This is a genomic window from Pseudomonas sp. SJZ131 (assembly GCF_007828705.1).
Taxonomy (GTDB): Bacteria; Pseudomonadota; Gammaproteobacteria; order Pseudomonadales; family Pseudomonadaceae; genus Aquipseudomonas; species Aquipseudomonas prosekii.
Map to the genome: position 1 here is coordinate 643,648 of NZ_VIVC01000001.1, position 11,011 is coordinate 654,658.

General features: G+C 61.9%; 8 protein-coding genes. 6 read left to right on the forward strand and 2 right to left on the reverse strand.

All coding sequences use genetic code 11. The features are described from left to right. Nucleotides 1-17 precede the first annotated feature (17 nt). Nucleotides 18-1,373: a cache domain-containing protein gene (locus FBY12_RS02760; RefSeq protein ID WP_121733831.1), complete on the reverse strand. Its 1,356-nt coding sequence runs from the start codon at nt 1,371-1,373 to the stop codon at nt 18-20. A 270-nt stretch (nt 1,374-1,643) separates the two neighbouring features. On the opposite strand from FBY12_RS02760, the gene FBY12_RS02765 reads away from it, so the two are divergent. The 6 genes from FBY12_RS02765 to FBY12_RS02790 all read left to right on the forward strand — a co-directional run bounded on the left by FBY12_RS02765 (nt 1,644) and on the right by FBY12_RS02790 (nt 10,244). Next, nucleotides 1,644-3,701 (forward strand): carbon starvation CstA family protein, encoded by a 2,058-nt coding sequence (locus FBY12_RS02765; protein ID WP_092269414.1) that lies wholly within the window; start codon nt 1,644-1,646, stop codon nt 3,699-3,701. A gap of 15 nt (nt 3,702-3,716) precedes the next feature. Continuing rightward, entirely contained in the window at nt 3,717-3,914 is a 198-nt protein-coding gene (locus tag FBY12_RS02770; protein WP_092269411.1) for a YbdD/YjiX family protein, read from the forward strand. Between the two features lie 571 nt (nt 3,915-4,485). Then, the gene (lexA, locus tag FBY12_RS02775; RefSeq protein ID WP_145250921.1) at nt 4,486-5,103 is read left to right on the forward strand and encodes a transcriptional repressor LexA; all 618 of its coding nucleotides are present in this window, start codon (nt 4,486-4,488) and stop codon (nt 5,101-5,103) included. Beyond that, nucleotides 5,103-5,720, forward strand: a complete 618-nt coding sequence (gene imuA / locus FBY12_RS02780) for a translesion DNA synthesis-associated protein ImuA (protein WP_092269404.1) — start codon at nt 5,103-5,105, stop codon at nt 5,718-5,720. The genes lexA and imuA overlap by 1 nt, the downstream gene beginning before the upstream one ends. A gap of 7 nt (nt 5,721-5,727) precedes the next feature. After that, complete coding sequence (locus tag FBY12_RS02785; RefSeq protein WP_145250924.1) at nt 5,728-7,143, forward strand: DNA polymerase Y family protein; 1,416 nt, start codon at nt 5,728-5,730, stop codon at nt 7,141-7,143. Continuing rightward, the gene (locus FBY12_RS02790; RefSeq protein ID WP_145250927.1) at nt 7,140-10,244 is read left to right on the forward strand and encodes an error-prone DNA polymerase; all 3,105 of its coding nucleotides are present in this window, start codon (nt 7,140-7,142) and stop codon (nt 10,242-10,244) included. Before FBY12_RS02785 ends, FBY12_RS02790 begins: the two co-directional genes overlap by 4 nt. Before the next feature lie 49 nt (nt 10,245-10,293). Here FBY12_RS02790 and FBY12_RS02795 read toward each other — a convergent pair whose 3' ends face one another. Beyond that, nucleotides 10,294-10,956, reverse strand: coding sequence for a flavin reductase family protein (locus FBY12_RS02795; RefSeq protein WP_145250930.1), 663 nt, complete (start codon nt 10,954-10,956; stop codon nt 10,294-10,296). Between the last annotated feature and the right edge of the window lie 55 nt (nt 10,957-11,011).

Here is an 11,011-nt window from a genome sequence, read left to right on the forward strand (position 1 = left end):
TTTGACGCAAAGCGGCTTCAACCGGCCGGCGCAGTCATGGGCAGCAGCACGTTCAGTTCGCTGCGGCCCGGCGTTGAATGCAGGTCGAGGCGGCCGCCAAAATGCTCGACGCGCTCGCGGATATTGCGCAGGCCGATGCCGGCGTTCAAGCGGTCGATGCGATTGACATTAAAACCGATGCCGTCATCCACCACGATCAGGCGCAAGGCCTGCGCCGAGCCCTGCAAGGTAATCGACACCGTGCTCGCCTGGGCGTGGCGTTCGATGTTGGTCAAGCCTTCCTGGGCGATGCGAAACACCGCCACCGCGGCGCCGTCGACCAGATCGCAGTCGAACAGGTCGCTTTCATAATTGACCTGCAAACCGCTGCGCTGCTGGAACTCGGCGGCCAGTTGGCCGATGGCGGCGGGCAGGCCGAGGGTGTCGAGCAGCGACGAACGCAAGTCATGGGAAATGCTCCGGACCTCGCCGATGGCGCTGCCGAGTCGCTCCGTTGCCTCACGCAAAATCGCCAAGCCATTGTCGCGCCCGGCCTCAATCAAATGGCTGGCCAATTCGAATTGAAACTTGATCGACACCAGCAGTTGGCTGATGCCGTCATGCAATTCCCGCGAAACTCGTGAGCGTTCTTCTTCCTGCAAACTGACGATGCGCTGGTTGAGGCGCTGGAGTTTTTTGTCCGCGAGTCGATGTTCGCTGACGTTCAACGTCATGCCGCTGACAAACACCAGCAACACCGCAATCAGCGCGACGGCAGTGATTGCCAGCATCGTCCCGTGGATGCCTTGCGCGACTTCATCGCGCGCCTGTTGCGTGGCTTGTTCGACGTCTTCGAGGTAAATCCCGGTGCCGAGCATCCAGCCCCAGCGCTCGAGCATGACCACGTAAGCAAGCTTCTCGGTGACGGCGCCGGTCGAGGGTTTTTTCCACGCATAGCGCTGGAACCCGGCACCGGATTCGGCGCTTTTCAGCAATGCCTGAATCACCGGCAAACCGTGCGGATCGGTCATGTTCCACAAGTCCTGGCCGACCAGGTCGGACTGGCGCGGGTGCATCAGGCTGCGGCCCTGGCGGTCGTAGACAAAAAAGTAGCCGTCGAGACCGAAGCTGAGTTTGCGCAGTTCTTCGAGCACGCGCTGCTGCGCCGTTTCATCGCCCGTGCCGTCGGCGTACAGCGGCTCGATCAGACTCTTGGCCATCTCCACGTAGTTTTTCAACTCCGCGCGTTTGCTCGCCAGAATGCTGTCCTCGATCAACTGCGCCTGTTGCTCGCCGAGTTGCCGGTTCTGGAACATCACCAACGCGCAAATGACCGCAATCGCGAGGATCAGCGGCAAGATACCGAGGGCGACGATTTTGTGTTTGAGCTGCATGTTCCCTCCTGTCGAGACCGGACGGGTGGCGGATGGCGGGCATCATAGGGCAAAAAGCGCTGCACTTGGCCAGCCTTGCGCGCCGCCGGACTGATGGAAGAACCGTTCTGCGTAGAACTACGTAGACGCGCCTTACGTAGTTCTGCGGATTCCGCTGCTGGCGACATGCGCGGATATTAGGCGGCCTCGCGCACGACTACCCGTTGTGGAGCGCAGACCCATTATAAAAATTTCGCCGCGGCCTATCGGACTGCCGGCAGGAGACACGCAATGACCCGTCTGGTTAAACACCTCGCCTGGTTTGTCGTGGCTGTCATTGGAGCGATTGCGCTGAGTGTCGTGGCCCTGCGCCGCGGCGAAGCGATCAACGCCCTCTGGATCGTCGTCGCCGCCATCGCCATCTACCTTGTTGCCTACCGCTATTACAGCCTGTTCATCGCCAACCGGGTGATGCAACTCGACCCCACTCGTGCCACGCCCGCCGTCATCAACAATGATGGCCTTGACTACGTGCCGACCAACAAACACATCCTCTTCGGTCACCACTTCGCGGCCATTGCTGGCGCGGGGCCTCTGGTCGGTCCAGTGCTGGCAGCGCAAATGGGTTACTTGCCCGGCACGCTGTGGCTGATTGCCGGCGTGGTGTTTGCCGGCGCGGTGCAGGACTTCATGGTGCTGTTCCTCTCGACGCGGCGTAATGGCCGGTCGCTCGGCGACATGGTCCGTGAAGAAATGGGCCGTATCCCTGGGACCATTGCGCTGTTTGGCTGCTTCCTGATCATGATCATCATCCTCGCGGTGCTGGCGTTGATCGTCGTTAAAGCCTTGGCTGACAGCCCGTGGGGCATGTTCACGGTGATGGCGACTATTCCGATCGCGATGTTCATGGGCATTTATATGCGCTACATCCGTCCGGGGCGCATCGGCGAAATCTCGTTGATCGGTGTGGCGTTGCTACTCGGTTCGATTTTCGTCGGTGGGCAGATTGCGGCTGATCCGCAGTGGGCCAAAGTCTTCAGTTTCACCGGGGTGCAGATCACCTGGATGCTGATTGGTTACGGTTTTGTCGCGGCGGTGCTGCCGGTGTGGCTGATTCTGGCGCCGCGCGATTACTTGTCGACGTTCCTCAAGATCGGCACCATTCTCGCGTTGGCGGTGGGCATTCTGATCACCATGCCCGAGCTGAAAATGCCGGCGCTGACGCAATTCATCGACGGCACCGGGCCGGTGTGGAAGGGCGGTTTGTTCCCGTTCCTGTTCATTACCATTGCCTGTGGCGCGGTCTCGGGTTTCCACGCACTGATTGCTTCCGGCACCACGCCGAAACTGCTCGCCAGTGAGGGCCACGCGCGGTACATCGGTTACGGCGGCATGCTCATGGAATCCTTCGTCGCGATCATGGCCATGGTCGCCGCTTCGGTGATCGAGCCGGGCGTGTATTTCGCCATGAACAGCCCGGCCGCGGTGGTCGGCGCCGACGTGGTGACTGTCGCGCAAACCGTCAGCAGTTGGGGTTTTGCGATTACCCCGGAAGCGCTGCAAGCGGTCGCGCATGACATCGGCGAAACCACGATTCTGGCGCGTGCCGGTGGTGCTCCGACCCTGGCGGTCGGGATCGCGCAGATCCTGCACAGCGTGCTGCCGGGTGAAAACACCATGGCGTTCTGGTACCACTTCGCCATTCTGTTCGAGGCGTTGTTTATCCTGACGGCGGTCGATGCGGGCACCCGTGCCGGGCGTTTCATGCTGCAGGATTTGCTCGGTTCGTTCGTTCCTGCGCTGAAACGCACCGAATCCTGGACCGCCAACCTGATCGCCACTGCCGGTTGTGTGGCGATGTGGGGCTGGTTGTTGTATCAGGGTGTGATCGATCCGCTGGGCGGGATCAATACGTTGTGGCCGCTGTTCGGCATCTCCAACCAGATGCTCGCCGGCATCGCGCTGATGCTTGCCACGGTTGTGCTGATCAAAATGAAACGCCAACGCTACATCTGGGTGACCATGCTGCCAGCCGTCTGGCTGCTGATCTGCACCACCACGGCGGGTTTCATCAAGCTGTTCGACGCCAATCCGGCGATCGGCTTTCTGTCGCTGGCGCGTAAATACAGCGATGCCTTGGCCAATGGCCAGATCCTCGCGCCGGCCAAGGACATTACGCAGATGAACCACGTGATCTTCAACGCCTACACCAATGCGACGCTGACGGCACTGTTCCTGTTTGTGGTGTTCAGCATTCTGTTCTACGCGCTCAAAGTCGGGATTGCCGCTTGGGGCACCAAGGAACGCACGGATAAGGAAGCGCCATTCCAGGCGCTGCCGGATGCTTGATCGAGGATTGCAACGATGTTCAATGACCTGAGTCGCCTCGGTAAATACCTCGGTCAGGCCGCGCGCCTGATGGTCGGCATGCCCGATTACGACAACTACGTCGAGCACATGCAAACCAACCACCCGGACAAACCGGTGATGACCTACGAAATGTTCTTCCGCGAACGTCAGGAGGCGCGTTACGGCGGCAAATCCGGGCCGAAGTGTTGTTAAACGGCGGTCATTGAAGCAACGCAAAACCCTGTGGGAGCCGAGCTTGCTCGCGATAGCGGTCTGACATTCAGCATCTGTGTTGAATGTTCAGCCGCCATCGCGAGCAAGCTCGGCTCCCACATTTGATTTGCAGTGACCACAAAATCTGCGCATGACGTAGTTCCCTTGTAGGAGTGAGCCTGCTCGCGATAGAAATCTGTCAGTCAATACATTGGTTGCTGACCCAAGGCCATCGCGAGCAGGCTCACTCCTACATTTGATTTGTGGTGGACGCAACATCTGCGCACCCCACAAATCCCCTGTTCTGTGATGGACGCAACATTTGCGCAGTACACAGATCCCCTGTGGGAGCCGAGCTTGCTCGCGATAGCAATCTGACATTCAGCATCTATGTTGAATGTTCAGCCGCCATCGCGAGCAAGCTCGGCTCCCACATTTGTTTTGCAGTGAACCCAACATCTGAGCACAACAGAAATCCCCTGTAGGGGCCGAGATCTTGGGGGAATGCCTTGCTTCTCCAAGGCCTCACCTGACTGGCGGTTATTGCCAGGAAAATGCCGAAAGAGTACAAATGTACTCCATGACGACTCTCACTCCCCGCCGTACCGCCATCCTGACTTTTATCCGTGATCGAATCGCGGAGCACGGTCAGTCTCCGAGCCTTGCTGAAATCAGCGAGGCTTTTGGTTTTGCCTCGCGCAGCGTGGCGCGCAAGCATGTGCTGGCGCTGACCGACGCCGGTTTTATCGAAGTCAACCCGAATCAGGCGCGGGGCATTCGCTTGCTCGGGCAACCGCCGCGCCCCGAACTGCTGGACATCCCGGTGCTCGGTCGCGTAGCAGCGGGAGCGCCGATTGGTGCCGATGCCGAGGTCCACAGCCGTTTGCTGTTCGACCCGGCAATCTTCTCCCGCGTCCCGGATTACATGCTGCGGGTCCAGGGTGACTCGATGATCGAGGACGGCATTCTCGACGGTGATCTGGTAGGCGTGCACCGCAATCCCGAGGCCTACAACGGGCAGATCGTGGTCGCGCGGCTCGACGGCGAAGTCACCATCAAGCGTTTCGAACGGGTCGGCGACAGCGTGCGACTGCTGCCGCGCAACCCGGCTTATAAGCCGATCATCGTCGATGCCGATCAGGACCTGGCCATCGAAGGCGTGTTCTGCGGTCTGGTGAGGCAAGGATGATGGGCGCCGTCGTTGCGTTGGATACGCTGTTCAATGGCGGCCAGGTCTGGAAGGGCCGGCCTGCGCCACCGGCCGTCAGCCCGCAACCCACCGGGCACGCGGCGCTGGATGCGGCGTTGCCGAGTGGTGGCTGGCCGGAAGCGGCGCTGACCGAAATCCTCCTGAGCGGGCAGGGCGTTGGCGAATTGCAGTTGGTGTGGCCGGCGCTGGCGCGGCTGGCGGCGGCGGGCGAGCGCATCGTGCTGATCGCGCCGCCCTACGTACCGTATCCGCAAGCCTGGCAGAACGCCGGAGTCGATCTGCGCCAGTTGTCGATCATTCAGGCCAGTGAACGCGATGCCCTGTGGGCGGCGGAACAATGCCTGCGCTCGGGCAGTTGCGGCGCGGTCCTGTGTTGGCCGCACAAGGCCGATGACCGCGCGTTGCGGCGCTTGCAGGTAGCGGCGGAAACCGGCTCGACCCTGGCGTTTGCCTATCGCTCGATGGCCGAAGCGGTCAACCCCTCGCCAGCAGCACTGCGCATCGCCATCGACGCCAAACCTGCGCAGTTGCGAGTGCTCAAGTGTCGGGGCGGATTGGCGCGCACAGCGCCGATTGCCTTCGCGATGGGACATTGAGGTTGCCATGCGCTGGGTGTGCATTCTTTTCCCGCAATTGGCGCTGGACGCGGTACTGCGTCAGCGTCCCGACCCCGATCAGCCGCTGGCGCTGCTGACCGGCCCGGCCCAGCGTCGGGTGTTGCAAGCGGTCAACGCCTCGGCCCGCGCGCTCGGTTTGCGCCCCGGCCAGTCAATGACCGCCGCCCAGGCCCTGAGCAAAGGGTTTGTCACGGCGGAATACGACGCCGCCGAAATCGAACACTGGCAGCAATTTCTCGCGGCGTGGGCCTATCGCTTCAGTTCCCAGGTCAGCGTGCATTACCCGCGTGCCGTGGTATTTGAAATCGAGTCGAGCCTGGGCCTGTTCGGCGCGTGGCCACAATTTGAAGCGCGATTGCGCAGCGAACTCGCCGAACTGGGCTTTCGTCATCGCATCGTCGCCGCGCCCAATCCCGTGGCGGCGCGGGTGCTGGCCAATGTCTATGACGGGCTGGTGGTGCCGGACGATCAGGCCTTGCGTTATCACCTGGGGCAATTGCCGGTCGACCGCATCGCCCTCGAATCCTCAGTGGCCACGGCGTTGTCGCGCATGGGCCTGCGCACCTTGAGCCAGGTTCAGGCATTGCCGCGCCATACCCTGGCCCGGCGTTTCGAGGCCCAGGTGCTCAAGCATCTGGACGCCTTGCTCGGCTTGCGCCACTTGGCCCTGGCGTTTTACCTGCCGCCGGATCGGTTTGATGTGCGCATCGAACTCAATTTCGACGTGCAATCGCATCAGGCATTGCTGTTCCCCTTGCGCCGTTTGACCGGGGATCTGTCGGCATTCCTCTGCGGTCGGGACAGCGGCGTACAGCGTTTCGACCTGCATCTGGAGCACGCCGGGTTGCCGGACACAGTGATCAAGGTCGGCCTGCTCAGCGCCGAACGCGACCCGGCGATGCTCTTCGAACTGGCGCGCGGGCGCTTGGAGCAAGTGCAGGTCGAGGCTCCGGTGCGCGGTTTTCGCTTGTCTGCCGAAGACCTGCCGAGCTTCGTGCCGCAGCGTCAGGAACTGTTCGACGACCGCCCGCAGCAGTCCTTGCCGTGGGAGCAATTACGCGAACGGCTGCGGGCGCGGTTGGGCGACGAAGCGGTGCAGGGGTTGCGTTTTCAGGCCGATCACCGCCCCGAATGCACGTGGCAAACCAGCGTCGACAACCAGCCCTGCGGCGGGCTGCCGGGGGTGCAGCGGCCGGGCTGGCTGCTGACCGAGCCGATGGCCGTGCACGAAGGCTCGGCGCGTATTCTCATGGGCCCGGAACGCATCGAATCCGGTTGGTGGGACGGCGCTGATGTGCGCCGCGATTATTACCTGATCCAGACCCGCGCCGGCCAACAGGGCTGGGCTTATCGCGCGGTGGGTGAGGGCGGTCCGCTGTGGCTGCAAGGCTGGTTCGCATGAGCATCGACGCTGGCAAATATGCTGACTGTAGCGACTATGCCGAACTGCATTGCCTGTCGAACTTCAGCTTCCAGCGCGGCGCATCCAGTGCGCTGGAGTTGTTTCAACGGGCGAAACGCCAGGGTTATCAGGCCTTGGCGATCACCGATGAATGCACCTTGTCCGGGATTGTCCGGGCCTGGCAAGCAGCGAAATCCGTCGAACTGCCGCTGATCATCGGCAGCGAAATTCGCATCGAGGACGGTCCGAAACTGGTGCTGCTGGTGGAAAACCTCGAGGGTTATCAGGCGTTGTGCCGTTTGATCACCCGCGCCCGCCGCCGCACGCAGAAAGGCCAGTACCAAGTGCTGCGCGAGGATTTCAGCGAACCCTTGCCGGGGCTGTTGGCGTTGTGGGTGCCGGACGCAGTCGATGATTTTGCCAGCGGTGAGTGGCTCAAGCAGACCTTCGCCGAACGCCTGTGGCTGGCGGTCCAGTTGCATTGCGGGCAGGACGACAGCCGCCGCTTGAACGATTTGTTGCTGCTGGCCAGGGAGTTGCGCATCCCGGCGGTGGCCAGCGGCGATGTGCACATGCACGCCCGTGGCCGGCGCGCGTTGCAGGACACCATGACCGCGATCCGCCATCACCTGCCAGTGGCGGCGGCGGGTTTGCGTTTGCACCCCAACGGCGAGCGGCATTTGCGCAGCCTCGACGCATTGCAATCGATTTATCCGCAAGTGCTGCTCGATGAAACGCTGGTGATTGCCCGGCGCTGCACGTTCGACCTGGGGCAATTGCGCTACCAATACCCTCGCGAGTTGGTGCCGCACGGCCAGACGGCGACTTCATGGCTGCGGCATTTGACCGAAGAAGGCATCAAGTGGCGCTGGCCCAAGGCGCCGCAAGCCAAGGTACTGGCGCAGATTGATAAAGAGCTGCAACTGATTGCCGAGCTGGGCTACGAGAGCTATTTCCTCACGGTTCACGACATCGTCCGTTACGCCCGCGAACAGAAAATCCTTTGTCAGGGCCGTGGTTCGGCGGCCAACTCGGCCGTGTGTTTTGCCTTGGGCATTACCGAAATCGATCCGGATCGCACCACGTTGCTGTTCGAGCGCTTTCTGTCGAAGGAGCGCAACGAACCGCCGGACATCGACGTCGATTTCGAGCACGAGCGCCGCGAAGAAGTTTTGCAGTATGTGTTCCAGCGTTACGGCCGCAGCCGCGCAGCGTTGACCGCAGTGGTCAGCACTTACCACGCGGCGGGGGCGGTGCGCGATGTCGCCAAGGCATTGGGTTTGCCGCCGGATCAAGTGAATGCGCTGGCCGATTGCTGCGGTCACTGGAGCGACAAGACGCCGCCCGTCGAGCGCTTGCGTGAAGGCGGTTTTGACCCTGAGAGCCCGGTCCTGCATCGGGTGTTGAGCCTGACTGCGCAGTTGATCGGTTTTCCCCGTCACCTGTCCCAGCATCCCGGCGGCTTCGTTATTTCCGAGCAGCCGCTGGACACGCTGGTGCCGGTGGAAAACGCGGCGATGGCCGAGCGCACGATTATCCAGTGGGACAAGGATGACCTCGACGCGGTCGGCCTGCTCAAGGTCGATATCCTCGCGCTGGGCATGCTCAGTGCGATCCGCCGCTGCTTCGATCTGCTGCGTCGGCACCGCAATCTGGACTTGAGCCTGGCGACGGTGCCCGCCGAAGACTCGCTGACCTACGACATGATTGGCCGGGCGGACACGGTCGGCGTATTTCAGATTGAATCGCGGGCGCAGATGTCGATGCTGCCGCGGCTCAAGCCACGCGAATTCTATGACTTGGTGATCGAGGTGGCGATTGTCCGCCCGGGGCCGATCCAGGGCGGCATGGTGCACCCGTACCTGCGCCGTCGAAACAAACAAGAACCCGAAGTCTATCCATCGCCAGCTCTGGAAGTTGTGCTCAAACGCACCTTGGGCGTGCCGCTGTTTCAGGAACAGGTAATGCAAATCGCCATAGTGGCCGCCGACTACAGCCCCGGCGAGGCCGATCAGTTGCGCCGCTCCATGGCGGCGTGGAAACGTCACGGCGGACTGGAACCGCACAAGGAACGCCTCGCCGCCGGGATGAAAAAGAACGGCTACACCGCAGAATTCGCCGCGCAGCTTTTCGAACAGATCAAAGGCTTCGGCAGCTACGGTTTTCCCGAATCCCACGCCGCCAGTTTTGCCCTGCTGACCTACGCCAGTTGCTGGCTCAAGTGCCACGAACCCGCGGCGTTCGCCTGTGCGCTGATCAATAGCTGGCCGATGGGTTTTTACAACCCGGACCAGATTCTGCAAGACGCCCGCCGGCATCATTTGCAGATTCGCCCGGTGGATGTGCGCGCCAGCGACTGGGATTGCAGCCTGGAACCGATCATTGGCGCGCAACCGGCGATTCGCATGGGGTTGCGGCTGATCAAAGGCTTTCGCGAAGACGATGCCCGGCGCATCGAGGCGGCGCGTTCGAGGGGCGCCTTTGTCGATGTCGCCGACCTCGGCGAACGTGCGCAACTCGACGCCCGCGCCCAGGAGCAATTGGCGGATGCCGGGGCCTTGCGCGGGTTGGCCGGGGATCGTCATCGGGCGCGCTGGGAAGTGGCGGGGGTGCAGAAACAGCTCGGGTTGTTTGCCGGTTTACCGCGTCAGGAAGAGGTGGAAGTATCGTTGCCCAAACCGACCGTGGGCGAGGATTTGCACGCCGATTACGCGACGGTCGGCACCACGCTCGGCCCGCATCCGCTGGCGTTGCTGCGCGCCGAACTCAAAGCCCGCCGTTGTCGCAGCTCCCGGGAATTACTCGACGTCGAGCACGGGCGCCCGGTCAGCGTCGCCGGGCTGGTGACCGGGCGCCAACGACCGGGCACCGCCAGCGGCGTGACTTTCGTGACCCTGGAAGACGAATTCGGCAACGTCAACGTGGTGGTCTGGCGCGACTTGGCCGAACGCCAGCGCCAAGTGCTGGTCGGCGCGCAATTGCTCAAGGTCGATGGGCGCTGGGAAAGGGAAGGCGAGGTGCGGCACCTGATCGCCGGACGCATGAGCGATTTGAGCCCGCTGCTGGACGGTATCCACGTGCGCAGTCGGGATTTTCATTGAGCGCCGATCGTTCTCACGCGGAGCATGGGAACGATCAACGGTGAGGGCATTATTTGGCCAATGGCCAAAACCGTTCACCGCCACCCGGCGCCTCGGTCCAGGCCTGCAACGAGCGGGTTGGCAAGTCAAAATAATCGCGGGTTCGTGCATAACCGTGGCCACCCATGCGCCCGATCGCGTCTAGGCCCAATTGGTCGATGTACAGGGTTTTCGGGTCGATCAATTCGTCACGGACATGCGCCATCAAGACTTCGCCAAAAATGATTTCCCGCGATTGGCCAATCGACAGCGCCATCATGCGTCGACACTCCAGCGCCACCGGGGCTTCGCCGATGCGCGGGCATTTGACCGTGGTGCCGGGGATCGCGGTGAGGCCGGCGGCGGTCAGTTCGTCGAAACCCGGCGCGAACGGCACGGCGCAGACGTTCATCGCTTCCACCAGCGCATCGCTGACGATATTCACGGTGAATTCCTGATTGAGCTGGATGTTGCGCGTGGTGTCCTTGGGGCTCTGGTCGCCGTAGTTTTCCACGCCGAGCGCGAGGATCGGCGGGTCGGCCGACAACGCATTGAAGAAACTGAACGGCGCGGCGTTGATCCGGCCTTCGCCATCAATGGTGGTGACCAGCGCAATCGGCCGAGGCACGACGCTGCCGATCAGGATCTTGTATTTGTCGCGTGGGCTCAGTTGGCTGAAATCGAAACTTTGCATGGCAGCTCTCTATGAAAAAATGCGCTATGAAAAAAACGCTCCAGGGCGAAACGCG

What these genes read in the sequence shown, in the direction of transcription:
- FBY12_RS02770 (WP_092269411.1), top strand. Translation starts at nt 3,717, where the DNA reads ATGTTCAATGACCTGAGTCGCCTCGGTAAATACCTCGGTCAGGCCGCG.
- FBY12_RS02765 (WP_092269414.1), top strand. Translation starts at nt 1,644, where the DNA reads ATGACCCGTCTGGTTAAACACCTCGCCTGGTTTGTCGTGGCTGTCATT.
- imuA (WP_092269404.1), top strand. Translation starts at nt 5,103, where the DNA reads ATGGGCGCCGTCGTTGCGTTGGATACGCTGTTCAATGGCGGCCAGGTC.
- FBY12_RS02760 (WP_121733831.1), bottom strand. Translation starts at nt 1,373, where the DNA reads ATGCAGCTCAAACACAAAATCGTCGCCCTCGGTATCTTGCCGCTGATC.
- FBY12_RS02795 (WP_145250930.1), bottom strand. Translation starts at nt 10,956, where the DNA reads ATGCAAAGTTTCGATTTCAGCCAACTGAGCCCACGCGACAAATACAAG.
- FBY12_RS02785 (WP_145250924.1), top strand. Translation starts at nt 5,728, where the DNA reads ATGCGCTGGGTGTGCATTCTTTTCCCGCAATTGGCGCTGGACGCGGTA.
- lexA (WP_145250921.1), top strand. Translation starts at nt 4,486, where the DNA reads ATGTACTCCATGACGACTCTCACTCCCCGCCGTACCGCCATCCTGACT.
- FBY12_RS02790 (WP_145250927.1), top strand. Translation starts at nt 7,140, where the DNA reads ATGAGCATCGACGCTGGCAAATATGCTGACTGTAGCGACTATGCCGAA.